Annotated in this window: 15 protein-coding genes, 2 other RNA genes and 1 pseudogene; 8 read left to right on the top strand and 10 right to left on the bottom strand. The window is 64.2% G+C overall.

Annotated elements, in window-relative coordinates:
- Positions 1 to 9 precede the first annotated feature (9 nt).
- The gene (locus ACD584_RS20595) at positions 10 to 2100 is read right to left on the bottom strand and encodes a M13 family metallopeptidase (protein ID WP_076036959.1); all 2091 of its coding nucleotides are present in this window, start codon (positions 2098 to 2100) and stop codon (positions 10 to 12) included.
- 202 nt (positions 2101 to 2302) lie between these two features.
- Positions 2303 to 3178 carry an SDR family oxidoreductase gene (locus ACD584_RS20590; RefSeq protein ID WP_076036960.1) on the bottom strand — a complete coding sequence of 292 codons (876 nt, stop codon included), beginning with the start codon at positions 3176 to 3178 and terminating at the stop codon, positions 2303 to 2305.
- A 310-nt stretch (positions 3179 to 3488) separates the two neighbouring features.
- Between ACD584_RS20590 and ACD584_RS20585 the strand changes: the two genes are divergently transcribed.
- From ACD584_RS20585 to ACD584_RS20570, 4 genes are all read left to right on the top strand, one after another.
- Positions 3489 to 3920: a DUF2946 family protein gene (locus ACD584_RS20585; RefSeq protein WP_076036961.1), complete on the top strand. Its 432-nt coding sequence runs from the start codon at positions 3489 to 3491 to the stop codon at positions 3918 to 3920.
- A 388-nt stretch (positions 3921 to 4308) separates the two neighbouring features.
- Positions 4309 to 4917 (top strand): SCO family protein, encoded by a 609-nt coding sequence (locus ACD584_RS20580; RefSeq protein WP_228423450.1) that lies wholly within the window; start codon positions 4309 to 4311, stop codon positions 4915 to 4917.
- 64 nt (positions 4918 to 4981) lie between these two features.
- Positions 4982 to 5056: non-coding RNA, sX9 sRNA (locus ACD584_RS20575), on the top strand.
- 97 nt (positions 5057 to 5153) lie between these two features.
- Complete coding sequence (locus ACD584_RS20570) at positions 5154 to 5732, top strand: copper chaperone PCu(A)C (RefSeq protein ID WP_175611655.1); 579 nt, start codon at positions 5154 to 5156, stop codon at positions 5730 to 5732.
- 56 nt (positions 5733 to 5788) lie between these two features.
- On the opposite strand, the gene ACD584_RS20565 is transcribed toward ACD584_RS20570, so the two are convergent.
- On the bottom strand, positions 5789 to 6607 hold the full coding sequence (locus tag ACD584_RS20565; protein WP_254843724.1) for an MFS transporter: 819 nt from the start codon (positions 6605 to 6607) through the stop codon (positions 5789 to 5791).
- A gap of 633 nt (positions 6608 to 7240) precedes the next feature.
- Here ACD584_RS20565 and ACD584_RS20560 point away from each other — a divergent pair.
- Together ACD584_RS20560 and ACD584_RS20555 are read left to right on the top strand one after the other, a co-directional pair.
- On the top strand, positions 7241 to 7657 hold the full coding sequence (locus tag ACD584_RS20560; protein ID WP_070692961.1) for a helix-turn-helix domain-containing protein: 417 nt from the start codon (positions 7241 to 7243) through the stop codon (positions 7655 to 7657).
- 61 nt (positions 7658 to 7718) lie between these two features.
- Positions 7719 to 7793, top strand: a non-coding RNA gene (locus ACD584_RS20555) — sX9 sRNA.
- Between the two features lie 108 nt (positions 7794 to 7901).
- On the opposite strand, the gene ACD584_RS20550 is transcribed toward ACD584_RS20555, so the two are convergent.
- The 5 genes and pseudogenes from ACD584_RS20550 to ACD584_RS20530 form a co-directional block, all read right to left on the bottom strand.
- Positions 7902 to 8156 carry a hypothetical protein gene (locus ACD584_RS20550; RefSeq protein ID WP_175611656.1) on the bottom strand — a complete coding sequence of 85 codons (255 nt, stop codon included), beginning with the start codon at positions 8154 to 8156 and terminating at the stop codon, positions 7902 to 7904.
- Entirely contained in the window at positions 8153 to 9490 is a 1338-nt protein-coding gene (locus tag ACD584_RS20545) for a TFIIB-type zinc ribbon-containing protein (protein ID WP_162277136.1), read from the bottom strand. The genes ACD584_RS20550 and ACD584_RS20545 overlap by 4 nt, the downstream gene beginning before the upstream one ends.
- Positions 9491 to 9505: 15 nt before the next feature.
- The gene (locus ACD584_RS20540; RefSeq protein WP_076036964.1) at positions 9506 to 10648 is read right to left on the bottom strand and encodes an SPFH domain-containing protein; all 1143 of its coding nucleotides are present in this window, start codon (positions 10646 to 10648) and stop codon (positions 9506 to 9508) included.
- 197 nt (positions 10649 to 10845) lie between these two features.
- Complete coding sequence (locus ACD584_RS20535; RefSeq protein WP_076055272.1) at positions 10846 to 11121, bottom strand: hypothetical protein; 276 nt, start codon at positions 11119 to 11121, stop codon at positions 10846 to 10848.
- Between the two features lie 131 nt (positions 11122 to 11252).
- A pseudogene (locus tag ACD584_RS20530) lies at positions 11253 to 11678 on the bottom strand (YqaA family protein).
- 291 nt (positions 11679 to 11969) lie between these two features.
- On the opposite strand from ACD584_RS20530, the gene ACD584_RS20525 reads away from it, so the two are divergent.
- The gene (locus ACD584_RS20525) at positions 11970 to 14018 is read left to right on the top strand and encodes a TonB-dependent receptor (RefSeq protein WP_076036966.1); all 2049 of its coding nucleotides are present in this window, start codon (positions 11970 to 11972) and stop codon (positions 14016 to 14018) included.
- 252 nt (positions 14019 to 14270) lie between these two features.
- Here ACD584_RS20525 and ACD584_RS20520 read toward each other — a convergent pair whose 3' ends face one another.
- Positions 14271 to 16379, bottom strand: coding sequence for a methyl-accepting chemotaxis protein (locus ACD584_RS20520; protein ID WP_076036967.1), 2109 nt, complete (start codon positions 16377 to 16379; stop codon positions 14271 to 14273).
- 353 nt (positions 16380 to 16732) lie between these two features.
- Here ACD584_RS20520 and ACD584_RS20515 point away from each other — a divergent pair, with 353 nt between their 5' ends.
- Complete coding sequence (locus tag ACD584_RS20515; RefSeq protein WP_012438427.1) at positions 16733 to 17041, top strand: hypothetical protein; 309 nt, start codon at positions 16733 to 16735, stop codon at positions 17039 to 17041.
- A gap of 68 nt (positions 17042 to 17109) precedes the next feature.
- On the opposite strand, the gene ACD584_RS20510 is transcribed toward ACD584_RS20515, so the two are convergent.
- Positions 17110 to 17372: transposase (locus tag ACD584_RS20510; protein ID WP_372357328.1), on the bottom strand; the 263-nt coding region annotated here is incomplete at its 5' end.

Here is a 17372-nt window from a genome sequence, read left to right as displayed (position 1 = left end):
GGTATGGTCTTACCAGATCACGACGCGGTCCTGTTCCGATCGGACCATCGCGTCGCCCGGCTTGCATCCAAACGCGGTGGCGAACTGCGGCATATTCGACGGCGATGCATTCGTGCGGACCGCGTAGGGCGCATGACCATCCGAGCTGAGCAAGCTGAGCTGCTTCTCCTCGCGCATGGTGCCGCGCCACAGTCTTGCCCAGCCGAGGAAGAACCGCTGTTGCGGCGTAAATCCATCGATATCCGCACCACGCTTTGGATGCCGCTGTAGATTGGCCTGCAACGCATCGAACGCAATATTGATGCCACCGAGGTCGGCAATGTTCTCTCCCAGCGTCAGTTCGCCGTTGACGTGCACGTCCGGCTTGTTCGGCAGCGGGGTGTAGGCGTTGAACTGGGTGACCAGCTTGCTGGCGCGCGCAGTGAAGGCGGCCCGATCGGCCGGTGCCCACCAGTTGACGTTGGTGCCAACCGCATTGAACTTGCTGCCTTGATCGTCGAAGCCGTGGGTCGCCTCGTGTCCCATCACGGCACCAATGGCGCCGTAATTCAGCGCGTCGTCCGCGGTCACATCAAAGAAGGGAGGACGCAAGACCGCCGCCGGGAAATTGATGCTGTTGTCCAGCGAAAAATAGAACGCGTTGACGGTTTGCGGCGTGGTGAACCACGCGGTCCGGTCCGCTGGCTTGCCGACCTTGGCAAGCTCATAGCGATAGTTGAACGCCGCGGCTGTTTCCACATTGCGTAAATAGGCGTCGCGCTCGAAGTGCAGGCCCGACCAGCTGCGCCAGTGATCCGGGTAGCCAACCTTGACGACGAATCCTGCCCATTTCTTCAATGCAGCGGACTTGGTCTCCGCTGTCATCCAGTCTGCCTGCTGGATCCGCAGCTTGAGTGCCTGGCGGATGTTTTCGATCAGCTCTGTTGCGCGCTGCTTGGCTTCGGGGGTGAACATCTTTGCCACATACAGCTGGCCAAGACCCTCGCCGATGGCTTCATTGGTCGCAAACAGCACGCGCTTCCAGCGCGGCCGCTGCGCCTGCTGTCCGTCCATGGTCTTGTAGCGGAACGCGAAGCGGTTATCGACAAACGGCTTGCTTAGGGCGAACGCCGCATCGTCAATCGTGCGAAAGCGTAAATAGGCCTGCCATTGCGAGACGGGCAAGGTCTTCAACAGGTGGTCGAAGCCTGCAAAGAAGCGCGGCTGCGAGAGGGAGAAACGCTGATCCGTGCTCAACCCCTGCGCGGCCAGATACGCCTTCCACGAGAAATGCGGCGTCACTGCGTCGGCCTGTGCAACGCTGACCAGATGGTATTGGGTCTTTGGGTCGCGTGCTTCGACCGGACTCAGCGATGCCGCTGCGAGCGCCGTTTCAACCTGCAAGACCTGCTTGGCCTGCACTGTTGCAGCCTCGGGCGTCGCGCCGGTCAGGACGAAGGACTGAGTGATATAGGCCAGATACGCTTTGCGAATGTCGGCATAGCGCGGGTCGGTGTAATACTCCTTCGATGGCAGCGTCATGCCGTTCTCTTCGGCATAGGCGATCACCTTCGACGCATCCTGGAAATCCGGGTAGGCGCCGAACTTGAAGACCAGCCCGGCACCTTGGGTATTGCGTGCAGCAATGAAATTGGCAACGTCCTGCGGCGTTTTCAGCGCGTCAATCTGCGCGAGCCGCGGGCGAATGGGTGCATCGCCCAGGCGCTGGATTGTGGCTTCGTCCATACCGGACGCGTAGAACGTGCCCACCAGTTGCTCAACCGAACCCTCCACAGGTTTCGATCGGCCCAGCGCCTCCACGATCTCGCGCTGGGCAGCATCGCTTTCGTCCTGCAGCATTGGGTAGCTGCCAACTTCCGTCTCATCGGGAGGAATGGTTGTCTTGGCAAGCCACTTGGAATTGACGAAGCCGTTGAGGTCCTGGCAGGCGCTGATGGTGGGCTGCAGTTCCTGCGTATCAAATGCTGCGCGCTGTGGAGCGTGCTGAGGTGCAGCTGCCGGTGGCGCGGTTGCGCCTGGCGCTGTGGCCGGATCGCGCTTGCAGGCGCTCAGCGCCATCACGGTGGCAACGGCGAGCAATGTGTTCCTGGAAAGAGTCATGGCGCCATCGCAGGGGAGGAGGGAGCCGCAATGTACAGGCTTGCCTTGCACCCCGGGGGCTTGAGTGAAGAATGTTGAGCATTGCGTAGGTTTCGGATTCACGTCCGCTGGGTCACTACGAGCCCGTGATGGGCTACGCGGCATGTTGCCAACTGCGGTAACACAGCCACGTACGGGCGCTGCGTCCGCATGCAGGCCGTTGTCAGCTGGGTGTTGCAGCCGATGCCGAAACGTCACGCAACCACTGCGCCACCGAGCGCGGGCTCAGCCCAAGCAAGTGCTGGGCACTGCTGGCCGGATCGATGGTGTTTGCCGAAGCCTGCCAGAGCGCCTGATAGAAACCGGCGATCCCCGCGGCAGCCGGCCCCAGCATCGGCTCGAGAAGTTTGCCGAAGTCAGCCGGTAATACAGCGCGGAAAGCCACGCTGCGCTGCAGCTGCTTCGCCATGCCGGCCGCGAGATCGCTCCCGAGCAGGCCGGGGAGGTGACCCACGCCAACCACACCGCGTAAATCCGGCATCTCGAACAACCGCACAACTACCTCGGCAACATCCAGATGCGAACTCCAGGAGACCGCGAAATCCTCACGAATCGGGTAGCCGAGAACGCCCTCGGCACGCGCGCCGCCAATCACCATGGGCAGCAGCAGGTTCTCCAGGAACAGCCGCGGCGCCACTATCGCGGTGGAGACGCCAGTGGCCTGCACACCTTCGATCAGCACGGTGATTGCCGCACTTGCCGGCGCCTGCAGCGCGTTGCCGGGGGCATCAACGATGCTGCCGCTGGTGGAGATCACCACCCGTGCCGGCCTGGCCGCAGCGATCGCTGCGACGATGGCATTCGCCTGTGCAAGGCGCGCCTCTTCCGGGGCGACCGGCAAATGGATAAAGACACCCTTCGCGCCGCGATACGCCTCGGTGAGCGACTGCACGGAGGTGTTGTCGACCCGGATGGCGGCCGTGCCTGCATGCGCATCGGGGTCGCGCACTGCTGCAACGGCATGCTTTCCGGCAGCCAGCAGCTGTGTGAGGACCGGGGCGCCCTGAGCGCCGGTGGCACCGTGGATGATGTAGGTCATTGCATGCTCCTGTGTGAGCGGTTGGAGGGATGGCGCCGGAGCATGGGAGGCGTCCATCGGTTACTTCAACTGCACTAATGGAAACTGGCTGAATGCTTCGCGCATCGTGCAGAGGCGCTGCATGTCGAAGCGATGCAGGCGGCTGTGCTGCCATCTGTCAACGCAGCACTGGTCCACGGCGCCCCCTCATTACCCTGCAACGCGCCGACACTGAGCTGGGCTGGCGCTGCGACAATGCGTCGCAGCCCGGCCGCTGTTTTTTCATTACACTTCGCCGGTGTCCACGCCACTTCCCCCTTTGCGCCGATTGATGCAGCACCTGGCCTGCCTGGCCGTGGTGTTGTTGGTGTGCGCGCCGTTGGTGAGCCGAACACTCAATGGCGCACAGCGTTTTCTGGATGCGCCGCTGTGCCAGAGCCAACCCGATCAGGCTGGCAATGCCACGCGCTCGGTGCTGTTGCTTGCCAAGATCGCTGGCGGTGAAAGTCCGGCGAGCATCAACAGTGCAGCACCGGATGCCTGGCCGGGCAGCATGAACCACGAAGATCATGGAGCAGCGCATGGAGCATTGGCCTGCGATTACTGCGTGCTCTCGGCAAGGCTATTGCCGTGGTTGTTGGTCGTCTTGCTGGTGTTCCCGTTACTGCGCGCGGCCGTTCCCGGCGAAGGAACCGTAGCGCCTGGGTCCTTGAAGGCGCGATGGCGCGCGCATACGCCACGTGGGCCACCGCTGCAGGCCTGAATACGCTGAGTGAGTGTGTCAGCGCTGGGCGTTGCCCACGGCTGGCTGCGTTTTACGTGCTTTGGAGCGTTTCGTATGTCGTATTTTTCTCTGCCGCCACCTGCGGCGGCAACGCCCTGCGTTGTCTTGGTGACCTTGCTCCCAACCTTGGCGCTGGTCACCGAGGCAGATATCAGGCGTGTGTCCCAGTGCAGCGCCAACCCGCGCCAGTCACCGAGCGCGCGCGCCAACCAACCGCGGTGCCCAGGCAAAGCATGCGAATCCGACAACGCGATCGAACCGGATGCCGCCTAGGGCGTCGCATTCGGCAACCTATCCACGCGCTCACCCTCAGGGTCAGCGTACGCAGGGCGGCGATGCCGTCTGCAGACAACGAAAGGAGTTACACATGCGGGGTGTTGTAAGCCAGCTGAAACGGCTGGGAATACGGGGCATCGTGCTGGGCATGGCGTGTGCCATCGCTGGGTGCGGACAATGGGCGAGCTCGTTCTCACCCACCGGCACGGACCTCAGCAGCATGGGGCGGGGCGTGGACTTCTATCTGAAAGATACCGAAGGCACTCCACGGCCATTGCGCAGCTTTCGCGGCAAGGTGTTGGTGCTGTTCTTCGGCTTCACCAATTGCCCGGATGTCTGCCCGACTACCCTGGCGCGTGCCGCGCAAGTGAAACGCGCGTTGGGCGCAGATGCGGCGCAGGTGCAATTCGCCTTCGCCACGCTGGATCCGCAACGCGATGTTCCCAACGTGCTGCGCACCTACGTCAAAGCCTTCGATCCTGACTTCATCGGCCTCACCGGCAGCGAAGGGGAGATTCGGGTGGCGGCAGATAATCTGAAAGTGGTGTATGCCAAGGTGCCGATGGGCAAGACCTATACCATCGACCATTCCACCCGCAGTTTTGTGTTCGATCGCGAAGGCAAATTACGCGTTGGCCTCACCCATGAGCAGACGGTTGAAACCGTTGCCGCCGATATTCGCCAGGTGCTGGCACTGTAGTAAGAGCAGCTATCAAAACTACTGCGCAGCCGCCAGGCGGGCGCGGCCGGTGCTCGGAATCCTCATGTACGCCAGTACACTCCGGTTCCTCCGCGCCGTCCGCACCCACCTGACGACTGCTCGCTACGTTTTGTTAGCCGCTCTAAGTGGCGCCATCGTGCGACACCGCTCCATCCCATCCCGTGCCGGCACACACGCCGCCACGCATCGCCACACGACGTAGACGGAGAACACCGATGAGCACACGTTTATTACTTCTGGTTGCGATCAGTGCATTGACGCTGGCCGCCTGCAAGGACACGCAAGCACCGGATGCTGCACAGTCGCCGGCAACCCCAGCGGCTGCGGCCGATACGCCGGCACCTGCGACACCCCCGGCAACGGCCCCTACCACCGCCGCTGCATCGGTGGTAGCAGAGAACGCCTGGTCGCGCGCAACGCCGCCTGGCGCACCGGTGGCCGGCGGCTACGTCACCTTGCGTAATCAATCCAGCACGCCAGAGCGGCTGGTCGCGGTGGAGTCGTCGGCCAGCGCGCAGGTGGAGTTGCATGACATGCGCATGGACGGTGGCGTCATGAAGATGCGGCGCCTCGATGACGGGCTGGTGCTGCCACCGGGCGAAACGGTCGTGCTGGGGCCGGGTGGCACCCACCTGATGTTCATCGGGCCGCATGCGCCGTTCGAAGTCGGCAAGCCGGTCATGGCGACCCTCGTCTTCGAACATGCGCCACGGGTGGAGCTGCGCTTCGATGTGCGTGCGATGGGCGCTGCAGCGCCGGACGATGATCACCACCACGCCGGACACATGCAGTGATCGATGCCGGGCTGCTGCGTGTGCCGCGGCGCGATCGGCAGCACCGGCCGGCAGTGCTAGCCGGTCCCCGCGCCGGCTCTGCGCCACAGCGGCCACAGCCCGACCAGGCCCAGCAATGGGCCTGGCAGCAGCACCCAGGCAATCTGCAGGCCAAGCGTCTCCACCAGCTGAGTGGTAAGCCCGATGGCGACCACGGTGATCGCAAAGCCGATCGCGTTCTGCATGGAGAGGGCGCTGCCCACCAGCCCCGGCGGGCAGGCGCGCGCAGCCAGTGCGGAGAACTGCGGCGAATCGGCCACAACGCTGGCGCCCCAGAGCAGCATCAATGCGACAGTGGCCGGAGCGGGCCATGCGCCAACCAACGGAAATGCCGCACAGCACAGCGCCGAGAGCAGCAACGCAACCGCGGCAACACGCGCACTGCCGAGCCGGCTGCTGAGCTGCCCGCCCACCACGCAGCCGACTGCACCGGCGGCAATGACGCAGAACGCCAGTGCCGCCGGGTGCATCCCGAGCGCCTGTGCCAGCCCGGCCTGCGCGATCAGCAACGGCGTCAGCGTCCACATCGCATACAGCTCCCACATGTGGCCGAAGTACCCCAGCGTGGCCGCGCGGAAATCCTTCACCGCAAACGCCTGCCAGACCGCACCCACCGCCAGCCTGGTTGGCGCACCGACTGCGCGCTGCGCGCCGGGCCCCAGCCGCAGGATCATGCATGCGGCAATGCAGGCCAGGCCGGAGGCCACCAGGATTGGCATCTGCCAGGGCAGCGCGGCGCCCAGCGCCTTGATGCCTTGCGGCAGCGCGGTGCCCAGGGTCAGCATGCCGACCAGCCATGCCAGTGCCTTGCCAGCGTGCTGGGGCGCCCAGTGCACCACCAGCTTCATGCCGGAAGGGGTAGATGCCTGCGAGGCTGAGCCCTACCAGGAAGCGCCACACCAGACCACTCGCCACCCCATCGGCGAACACCGCAAAGCCCAGGTTGCAGGCCGCGCCGGCGATCGAGCAGCTGGCAAAGATCCGGTGGGCCGCAAAGCGGTCGGCCAGCCCGCTCAACGCAAAGCTCAAGGTGCCGATAATGAAACCGAGCTGCGTGGCGATGGTGAGCACACCGATGCTGGCCGGGCCACTGGCCCATTGCCGCATCAGATCCTCGGCCGCGCTATTGACCGAAAACCACAGCGAGGTGCCCAGCAATTGCGCCAGGATGATCACCACCAGTGCGTGCTTCGATCCTGCGGGATGGTCCTGGGTTGCGCGAATCATGCAAGGCCTCGTGCGTGGGCGCGTGCTGCAGGCTGTCAGTGCGGCCGGCGCGCTGCGCGTGGATGTCCGGAACAACACCACACCGCCAGCCGTGCAGGCACGCGGTGCAGCAACATCTACACCGTGCACCTGCTGCAGCCTGCGCGCAACGCAGGTGCTGCGAGCGGGCAGGGCACACCTGCTGCCGCTGCACGATGGGCGAGCGCCCTTGGTCCAGTCAACTGCACCGATGGACGGCGCACATGAGCACTGCGAAAGAACCCTGCTGCGGGGTTGCGCGGTTCCTGCTGTTGCTGGAGGGGCCGTGGGCGTCGTTGATCGTGCGCGAACTGCTCGCCGGGCCGCGCAGGTTCACCGAACTCAGGAGTGCCCTGCTCGGCATCAGCGCACACACGCTGACCCATCGCTTACGGCAATTCGAAACGGCCGGCCTGGTGGTCCGCACCGCTTACGCGGAGACGCCACCGCGCGTGGTCTACGCCCTGACGCCGCGGGGCGAGGAGCTGCGTGCGGTGTTCGACGCCATGCGCGTCTGGGGCGAATCGCTGCCACCGCCCGAGACTCTGGTAGAACCACCGCAGGCCGGCGTTGCGCTTACTCTGCGCGAGATCGCCGGCGGTTGCCCGCTGAGCAAAGCCTCCGACCCGGAGCAGGATTAAGCGCAGCTATCAAAACGACTGCGCAGCCGCCAGGCGGGCGCGGCCGGTGCTCGGAATCGGCATGTACCCACGTAAATTCCGATTCCTCCGCGCCGTCCGCACCCACCTGACGGCTGCTCCCTACGTTTTGTTAGCCGCTCTAAGCGCCGTGTGCGTGCCGCGCCCAGTCCCGGCCGACCGCACGGCGCCATAACGCATTCAAGCTCGGGGCCGGCCGGTGCATGCGGCATTCCACGTCAAGGCGTTATTGCGATGTATCGCGCCGCACACGCGTGCGATACGCCGCCACATTGTCGCCATCGATCTGCTTGCGCTGTGTTCCGGTGATGGTGACGATCCTGGTGTCCGAACACGTCACCGGTTCGGCCTCGACCAGCGTCTCGCGCTCGAAGGCATGTGATTGCCCGGTGTTGCGGTAGTACTGATACAAGACCCAGTACAGTGTGCTTGCACCGATCGGCCCGGCCAGCAACACCAGCAGCCCTACATTGTCGCTCATGCGATCACCGCCAAAAACCACAGTGCGGCCGCTTCGATCACGGTACCGGTGACCAGCGCGGCAAGCAGCAGTTTCCACTGCTGCACCGGCACGCTGCCCATGGTTTCACCGGTGCGGCCATTCACTGCGATGTAGTGCAGCAGGCCGCCGTTGCGGCCAGGCTGATGGTAGGAATACAGCCAGACCGGCAGATACATCGACACCCAGCGTGTGCCGTGCACTTCGAGCTGTTCCCGCTCCCAGCGCACACCGCGGTCGTAGCGGCTGACCGAGCGTTCCACCTGTGCGCGCGCGATCGACAGCAACTGGTCTTCCAGCCGTGGCCGTAGCTGCTCGATATTGCTGTCGCGCCGCTCCGAACTGAAGCCTGACAGATACGACGCGTTCCACTGCACCGCATTCTTGGTGTCGAACGGCAGGATGGTGTTGATGATGTTGTTGGTCGTGACCCGGCTATCGAGATTGCCACGCTCGGAAGACGACTCCAGTGGCAGATCGTCCACGGTGAATTCCACCTGCCGTTTCACCGCGTAGATGTCGGCATCGTAATAGGTCTTCTTGTTCTTCTCGGTGCCCTGGGTGTACGTGCGCGTGGTGATTTCGCCCACGCCGGTCACGCTGGCGCTCACGTTGCCATCGACGATCATGTAAGGCAGATAGACGCCCACCACGTTCTCCGGGGTGAACTGTTGCTTGAAGGCCTTCAGTGCAAACAGGCGGCGCTTGCCGACGAACTGGCGGATGCGCGCCACCGCGTCCTGCTTGTCGATATGAAAGGGCAGCACGGCATCGGGCACCGCGCCATTGGCCACCTGCTCGTTGACGCCGAACACGTGTCGGCACCAGTGGCATCGCGCGGTCATCGCGCTATCGGTATTGATGGTGACTTCCGCGCCGCAGCCGCTGCATTTGAAGCTCATCAGGCTATTGGCATCGGCCTGGATGTTGCGCGCACCCGAGGCGATGACCGTCCCGCGCAACTCGGCCAGGCCGGCGCCGAATCCATACGCTTCCTCGACCCGCGCGCCATCCCAGGTGTGGCGGCAGTACTGGCACACCAGCAGGTCAGTGCCGAGCTTGGGGCGGATATCGGTGGCGCCACATTTGGGACACCGGTTGAGGCCATCTTTTAATTCGGCCGCGGCGGTGCCGATGGCGAGCGGGTCGGGCGCCTGCAGTTCGGCGCGGATCGGCGCGGGCAGGGTGGCCGGGTCGATGGCCATCTGTCCCGGTAACGGCGGCACGCCCTGCGGCGACCCTGGGCCATGCGCTGCAGGCGGCAGCGGCGGTGGCTGCAACGGTGGCAGCGGCGGCGGAATGCTGGAGCTGGACATGGGCGGGCCTGCGACTTACAAGCCCAGCGCCTTGGCCTTGGCGGCGTCGTAATCACTCTGTGTAATCAGCCCGAGGTCCAGCATTTCCTTGGCCTTCTTCAACGTCGCCACCGGGTCTTGCGCTGCGGGTGCGGCGGGCTGCTGCAGATTGCCCAAACCGCCCAGCATGCCGGTCGCCATGCCAACGCCAACCAGTCCGGCCGCGCCGCCGTGTTCGCCGGCCGATTGCAGGCCCTGCGCGGCACTCGCCTGCAGATTGGCATTGCCGCGCGCGCCGCTCAACGCATCGGCACGCTGCACGGTCTTGAGCAGTTCGCGCGTGTTGGCGTCGTATTCGATCGACACAATGGCCGTCTTGACGATGGCCAGGCCGCGATCGGACTGCCATTGATACGCCTCTTCCACCGCAGCGGAGAGGCTCTTGGCAAAGCCGAGCGCATCCTGCTGCAGCCGGGTGATGCGATTGCCCTTGGCGGTGTCGTTGGTGTACAGGCTGAAGGCCGGCGCAAGCGCGCTCACCACTTCGTTGAACAACTGGCCGGCGGCCGCATTGTCCAGGTCGGTGAAGTCGAACACCTGTCCGGGCTGCAAATAGCTGGCCGGCACGAAGTTCTTCACGAACAGGATCGGGTCGACGATCTTCAGCGTGTATGAGCCGCGCGTCACCGCGCCGACCTGCGTGCCCAGGAAGCCGTCGTCCCAGTAGATTTCCGATTGCGTGCCGAAGCGGTTGTCGGGCAGCTCCTTCAGCGCCACAAAGAAGGCGGCCTGCTGCGTGCCAGGCTGGCCACCGAACTTGAAGCGCTCCCAGCTCTGCCGGATCAACGGCGACACCAGGCCGTCGCCGGCAAACAGCGATTGCGCGTTGACATCGTCCAAGCGCCACTCGTAACCGCCAGCTTCGGCGACAAACGCGGTGATGGCGCCGTCTTGCATTAGCAGCAACCCATAGCCCTCCGGGACCACGATCTTGGAACCATTGCTGATGACGTTGGAAGATGCACCGGTGTTGGCGCCGCGTCCGGCATTACTAGCGTGCGGCACCGCGGCAAACACGGCAGCCGTTGCAGGCAGGCCCACCGGCACGGTGTAGAAATCTTTCCACTGGTCGGCAAGAACGCCACCCACTGCACCTGCAACCGCCTGCACAAGACCCATGACAACTCCCTGTAATGCGCGGCAGGCACGGCGCCCCGCGTGATCGCGGCACTATATCAGCAGCGGGCAGCGCGCCCGGCCGATAGGCGGCGACGCAGCGAGCGCGCCATTGCGCGAGCGCCAAACGAAAAAACCCCGCCGTAGCGGGGTTCTCGTTGGCAGTGCCAGGCTTGCGCCGGCAGGTCAGCGCGACATGCTCAGGGCACGTCGCATTTGAGTTTGCCATCCACGTAATACGGCTTTGGAACGTCAGGGTTGGTGCTGGTCTTTTCGAAGACCACCTCGAACGACGCCATGTCTGGCGTGCCTTTGCGTCCCTTGCATGCGTCCTGCAGTTTTTGCTTTACCGCGGTAATGCCGGCGTCGCGATTGGCGCCGTCGGCGCTGTTGGTCAGGTTCACAACCTCGGCCGATGCGTGCGCGCTCAGGCCCAGCATTGCCCCGGCCAATACCAACATGTGCAGCTTGTTCATGACGTCTCCTGATGCAGTGTCCGTGAATGCGTTGCACCGCTTGTCCAACGCCGCGCCAGCATAAGGCGGCAGGGTGAAGGCGTTGTGCGGATGGGCCGGCTTGGCGGTTACGCGCGCACGGGCAATACGCGTCAGCGTGAGAGCCCCACCGTGGCCCATGCGAGCACCGCATAGCGCGTGGTCTTGGCCACGGTGACCAGCATCAGGAACACACTCAGGCGTTCGCGCATGACACCGGCGGCAAGCGTCAGCGGGTCGCCGATGATCGGCATCCAGCTCAATAGCAGCGACCACTTGCCTTACCTGCCGTACCAGGCTTGTGCACGCAGCAAGGCAGACGGCTTGATGGGAAACCAGCGCCGGCCCTGAAAGCGCGTGACCTCGCGCCCGATCCACCAGTTGATCAGCGAGCCGAGCACGTTGCCGGCGCTTGCAGCGGCGACCAGGCCCCACACCGAACCGCCGTCCAGCAGCAACGCCACCAACGCCGCCTCGGACTGTGCCGGCAGCAAGGTGGCTGCAATCAGCGCCAGTGCAAAGAGCGAGAGATAGGTCATGACGCGTGGGGAAGGGGGGTGACGTAGGTGGTGCTGGGGTATGGATGCTAGCAAGCCGTGCAGGGGAGGCAGATCTCAAGGGCAGCGCGTAGCACTTGCGCATACGTAGGCGGCTGATCCGGGTTCTGCAGATGCAGGGCGATACGCGAGTGGCAACGCGCCTGAGTGCGAGTACGCGGCGCACTTCGGTCATGCGCGGCATTGCAGGTGTCCAGCGCGCCTGGGCGCTGATCCAATTACGTTATAATATATCGATACAGCAACGGTGCGCAGATCGAAGGTCGAACGTAGATGAGAATCAAGGTGTTGGTGCCCGCCATGCTGGCAGCGGCGTTTGCAAACGATGCGCGCGCCGAGTCAGACGACTCGGCGGTCACGATGGGCAGTGTGGATGTGCGGCAGGGCGGGCGCGGCCAGCTCGCCGCCAATCGGGTCCTGACCTCGGTGGATGTGCTGGGCGGCGACCAGGTCGAAAACAAGAACGTCATGAACAGCTGGGAGCTGCTCGGGCAAATGCCGGGCATCCAGCTGACCGAAACACGCCAGGGCACGGAATCCGGTAAGGCTACGTTCCGCGCCTTCAACGGTGAGGGCTACATCAACGGCATCAAGATCCTGATCGACGGCGTGCCCAGCAACGTCAACAGCGGCAATCAGCGCTTCATCGACATGGTGTTCCCGCTGGAGATCGACTACATCGAAGTGGTGCGCGGCACCAACGATCCGCGTTACGGGCTGCACAACATTGGCGGCAACATCAATTTCGGCACCCGCCAGGGTGGCAACTACACCGACGGCCGGCTGACCTATGGCAGCTTCGACACCCGCGAGGCGCAGCTGGCCGTCGGCCGTGAGGCAGACGGGTTCGCACAGAATTACTTCGTGGGCGTGCAGGACTCCAATGGCTACCGCGACCACGACACCTCGCAGAAGTATTCGCTGGGCGGCAAATGGTTTGTCGGCAGCGACGCGGATACCGCAAAGCTCGGCCTGGTCGCGCGCGTGTATCACCATGAAGCCGACGAACCCGGGTTCATGACCGCCGAAGAACTGGCCACTGATCGCACCGCCTCGGCAGCAAAGAACGCCAACGATGGCGCGGACCGCGACATGCGCCATCTCGGCGTGCATCTGGACCTGCGGCTCAGCGACACCCTGCACTTCAACAACAAGCTGTACTACAACAGCTACGAAGAAACCCGGCGCGTGACATTCACCAGTTTCCCCACCGGCAATGCCCCGCGGCAACAACGCGAATGGGACGAAAAGCAGACCGGCATGCTGAGCACCATCACCTGGCGGCAAAGCGAGCTGCTGACCCTGGAGGGTGGGGCGAATGTCGAGCACCAAGACAATGGCTACCGCCGCCTGCGCTTCGCCTACAGCGTGCCGACCGACTTCAACGCCCCACCGGCACGCGTGCAGAACGACGACCGCTACACGCTGGAGAACGTCGGCGCCTACGTGCAGGCCGTGCTGACGCCCACCGCGGCGCTGAAGATCGTGCCGGCGTTCCGTGTGGACCGCTTCAGCGGCGACACGCGCCTTCCTGGTGGCGTGACCGCACCCTTGCAGCACACCGGATGGATCGAGCAACCCAAGCTCAGCGTGGTGTATTCGTTAAACCCGGGCCTGCATGTCTATGCCAACTGGGGCAAGACCTTCCAGGTGCTCACCGGCTCGACCGCGCCTGCGTATCTCACCGCCGGCCAGGAGACGTTTCGCCCATCGATCAACACCGGGCAGGAAGTGGGCATCAAGTTCGCCCCCGCCGCCGGCACCGAGGCGCGGCTGGCCGTCTGGCAACAGGATGCGACCGACGAAGTGGCCAACATGCCGGCCACAGGCACCACGGTGGGCTTGGGCGAAACCCGCCGGCGGGGCGTCGACCTGCAGGTGTCCTCGCACCTGGGCGAGCACTGGGTGCTGTGGGCATCGCATGCGTATCAAGAGGCCAAGGTCATCAGCGCCTTCACCACTGCCGGCGATGCGCTAGCCGGCAATGAAGTGATCGCCACGCCGCGTTACATCAGCAACATCGGCGCGGACTACCGCCCGAACGCGCAGTGGACCTTCGGCGTGCAAGGCCGGATGCAGGGCGATTACTACATCGAAGAGCGCAACACGCAAGGCAAGTTCGGCGGCTTTGCGTTGGTGGACATGAGCGCACGCTACCAGCTGTCCGAACGGATCAGCCTCGACCTGCAGGTGAGGAACCTGTTCGGCCGCGAGTACGCCTACACCTGGTACGACAACTTCTTCTGGGGCGGCAACGATCAACCGATGTTCTCACCGGCACCGGGGCGCACCGCGTTCCTGTCGTTCAACGTCAAGCTGTGATCGGCGCGTTTGACGGTGCCCGAGCACCGTCACGCCAAGGCGATCGGTGTAGCTGCGGCGCACAGACTGCTCGTGCAGCTGTGCGGTTCGGCGCGGGGGTCACTCTCTCCACTTCTTCGGCTGATGCGGTAATCACCCAGCGCCCTTGCCACGCGCACAATGTCACCGGACGCGACGCGATCTGACTGTCTAATGCGCCGTGCCGGCGCCGCCCACCGCTGAGACAGGCGGCGGCAACCAGCGCATGTGGCCTCAGTGCAGCGCGGCAACCTTGAACACGTCAACCGCCTGCACCAGCTGCGCGGACTGCTTCTCCAGCGAACGCGCGGCGGCGTTGGCGGCTTCCACCAGGGCGACGTTCTGTTGCGTGGTCTCGTCCATCTGGGTGATGGTCTGGTTCACTTGCTCGATGCCGCTGGCCTGTTCCTGCGACGCTGCGGCGATCTGGCCCATGATGTCGGTGACATGCTGCACGCTATCCACGATGCCGCCCATCGTGGCGCCTGCCTTGTGCACCAGCACCGCACCGTCCGCCACTTGCTGGACCGAATGCGCGATCAGGATCTTGATTTCCTTCGCTGCATCCGACGACCGGTGCGAGAGCGTGCGCACCTCCGATGCCACCACCGCGAAACCACGGCCTTGCTCGCCGGCGCGTGCGGCTTCCACGGCGGCATTCAAGGCCAGGATGTTGGTCTGGAACGCAATCCCATCGATGACAGACACGATGTCTGCGATCCGCCTGGATGAGACTTCAATACCCGACATCGTCTCCACCACCTGGCTGACCACATCGCGGCCTTCCGACGCCACGGTGGCCGCGCCCAGCGCAAGCGCATTGGCACGGCGGGCATTGTCGGCGTTCTGCTTGACGGTGGAGGTCAGCTCTTCCATCGATGCTGCGGTCTCTTCGAGGTTGGCGGCCTGCTGCGCGCTGCGGCTGGCCAGCGCCTGATTGCCGGCGGTGATGTCTTCGGCGGCGAAACCGATGTTGTTGGAACTCTCCTGGATGCCGGCAACGATTTCGGTGAGCCGCGCCACGGTGCTGTTGGCATCGTCGCGCATCAGGGCGAACACGCCCTGGAAGTTGCCGTGCATGCGAACCGTCAGGTCACCCTGGGCAATGGCGCGCAGCAGTGCCGAGAACCTGGACAGGGTGGTGTCGGAGGTCGACATCATGGTGTTGAGGTTGTCCACCATGCGTGCAAATGCATGCTCGAATCGGTCAGCCTGGCCGCGGCGGCTGAAGTTGCCCGCGCAAGCGGCCTCGGTGAGTTCCTGGATCTGCGCATTGATCGCATGCAGGTTCTGCTTGGCCTGCGACATCGTGGCGGTGATGGCAGCCTTCTCGCCGGGATACTGCTCGATGTCTTGCGCAAGATCACCAACCGCGTAGCGCCCCATGACTTCGGTCATGCGCAGCTGCGTGCGCACATGCGCATCGACCAGCGCATTGGTGTCCTGCACCATGTGCCCGTAGTCGCCGGGAAACCGCTCCGCATCGGTGCGATAGCTGATCGCGCCTGCGTCGTGGCGCGCGGCCATTTCGCGCTGGGCGGAAATCACGGCCTGCAGGCGCGCCTGCATCTGTTGCATCGCACGCAGCAACTGGCCGGATTCGTCCGCGCCTGCCGCCACATCGCGGCTGCTCAGATCGCCCGCGCTGATGCGCTCGGCCAGCCCAAGCGCCTGACGCAGTGGCAACACCACGCTGCGCGTCAGCAGCAAGGCAATGGCCGCGCCCAGCAGCAGGGCAACGATGGTGGACACCACCATGAGCATGGCGAAGCCGCGCGCAGTGGCAACGGCTTCTTCGGCCGCCTCTCGGTTCTTGGCCTCCTGCAGGTCGATGAAGGCATTGATGCTGGCAAGCCAGTCGATGAAGGCCGGGCGCGCCTGCTTCAACAGGTCTTCTTCCGCATGCAGGCGGTCGCCCGCATCGCGCAGCGAGCGTACCTGCGCGATCAGCGGCATGGAGCGCTGCTCGATCGCCTTGATCGACTGCAGGATGTCCTTCTCTTTCTGGTCCGACGAGGTGGCCAGCAATGCATCCAGCGGCTGCGCCGAGCGGGCGTAGTCGGCGGCGAGCTTGTCGATGGCATGCTCGGCAGCCTGGCGGTCTGCGGTGGTGTTCATCAGCACCACGTCGCGCAGGGCGATGGCACGGTCGTGCACACTGCCGCGGAAGTTGATCGCGTAGCGTTGCTTGACGCTGTTGACGTCATTGATTTGCGTCAGCCGTTGGTCAATCGCGCGTACGCGCTGGATGCCCACCACCGTGAGCATCACCATCAGGACGATCAACGCCAGAAAGCCGAGCGCGAGGCGCTGGCCGATCCGCAGGTTTGAGAAGAAGGACATAGGTTCGATCGAATGCGGGGGAGGGCCCATGCCATGCACGGGAGGCGGAACACGATCGCTGTCCGCCCGACGCGGCGCACCGGGTTAGCGAACTCGACCAGTCCGTTAGCGGCGATGGGGGCCTTGGCTGAACCCGTCGCCCAATCGCGTTTAGTTCTCGTTTGCTTTGGCAGCGGCCGGGCGCGCCTGCTGCGACAGACTCCCGGCTGTCGGCGGCGGTGCGATACGCACCAGCCAGCAGCGTCACTGCGCTGAAGCGCGCGTCGTAGCTCAGCGCCAGGCCACCGGGCGGGCCTCAGTGGCCCGGAGCGTGGCTCACGGCGCCGCGACGCAGCAATTGTGATGATGGCTGAATGAACAGTGGGAACCAGATCACAGCACGCACCGTCAGCATCGGCCCGATGGGCTCTGCCGACGCAGGCCAGAAAGTCACCGTCCACCTCTCGGCAGCGCCGGGCCCACGTTGGCAAGCCTGCTTCAATTTTCTCTTGCGGGGGCGCGATGTACCGCTGCTGCGCGATCACGTGATGTTTGAAGGCGCTTCTTTCAGCAGCTGGGCGCTGCCGGGGAGCGCGGAAGCGTTTCGCGAGGAATTGCCGCGGTTGCTGACGTCCACCGGTGCGCTTGCGCACGCGCAAGGACTTAAAGACGCGGCGCGTTGATCGCAAACCGCATGTGACTGGAGCGCCACGCAGCGCCTCGTTCGCCTAATACCAGCCTAAGAACCTGTTCACGATCTTCTGAGTAATAGTGCCAAGAAGGCCAAATGGATGAACTGCAGGCTGGTGTTGAGTTTGCGCTCGCAGTTCTTCCATAGCCTCCGGTTCTTCTCCAGCCAAGCAAAACTACGCTCGACGATCCATCGCTTGGGCATGACCTTGAAGGTGTGCAGTTCGCTGCGCTTGGCAATCTGCACCGTGAGCTGTTCGCCTAAAATCTCTCGCACGCCGCCGGCAAACCGTACTCCGGTGTAACCGCTGTCGCACAGTAAGG

It is taken from the genome of Xanthomonas sp. NCPPB 2922 (assembly GCF_041520885.1).
GTDB classification, from domain to species: domain Bacteria; phylum Pseudomonadota; class Gammaproteobacteria; order Xanthomonadales; family Xanthomonadaceae; genus Xanthomonas; species Xanthomonas campestris.
Note: the sequence above shows the minus strand (reverse complement) of the source record. Positions and strands in the feature narration are given on the sequence as shown.

Bases quoted from the DNA above. Each gene is read 5' to 3' on its own strand.
- ACD584_RS20595 (WP_076036959.1), bottom strand. From the start codon at position 2,100: ATGACTCTTTCCAGGAACACATTGCTCGCCGTTGCCACCGTGATGGCG.
- ACD584_RS20590 (WP_076036960.1), bottom strand. From the start codon at position 3,178: ATGACCTACATCATCCACGGTGCCACCGGCGCTCAGGGCGCCCCGGTC.
- ACD584_RS20585 (WP_076036961.1), top strand. From the start codon at position 3,489: ATGCAGCACCTGGCCTGCCTGGCCGTGGTGTTGTTGGTGTGCGCGCCG.
- ACD584_RS20580 (WP_228423450.1), top strand. From the start codon at position 4,309: ATGCGGGGTGTTGTAAGCCAGCTGAAACGGCTGGGAATACGGGGCATC.
- ACD584_RS20570 (WP_175611655.1), top strand. From the start codon at position 5,154: ATGAGCACACGTTTATTACTTCTGGTTGCGATCAGTGCATTGACGCTG.
- ACD584_RS20560 (WP_070692961.1), top strand. From the start codon at position 7,241: ATGAGCACTGCGAAAGAACCCTGCTGCGGGGTTGCGCGGTTCCTGCTG.
- ACD584_RS20550 (WP_175611656.1), bottom strand. From the start codon at position 8,156: ATGAGCGACAATGTAGGGCTGCTGGTGTTGCTGGCCGGGCCGATCGGT.
- ACD584_RS20545 (WP_162277136.1), bottom strand. From the start codon at position 9,490: ATGTCCAGCTCCAGCATTCCGCCGCCGCTGCCACCGTTGCAGCCACCG.
- ACD584_RS20540 (WP_076036964.1), bottom strand. From the start codon at position 10,648: ATGGGTCTTGTGCAGGCGGTTGCAGGTGCAGTGGGTGGCGTTCTTGCC.
- ACD584_RS20535 (WP_076055272.1), bottom strand. From the start codon at position 11,121: ATGAACAAGCTGCACATGTTGGTATTGGCCGGGGCAATGCTGGGCCTG.
- ACD584_RS20525 (WP_076036966.1), top strand. From the start codon at position 11,970: ATGAGAATCAAGGTGTTGGTGCCCGCCATGCTGGCAGCGGCGTTTGCA.
- ACD584_RS20520 (WP_076036967.1), bottom strand. From the start codon at position 16,379: ATGTCCTTCTTCTCAAACCTGCGGATCGGCCAGCGCCTCGCGCTCGGC.
- ACD584_RS20515 (WP_012438427.1), top strand. From the start codon at position 16,733: ATGAACAGTGGGAACCAGATCACAGCACGCACCGTCAGCATCGGCCCG.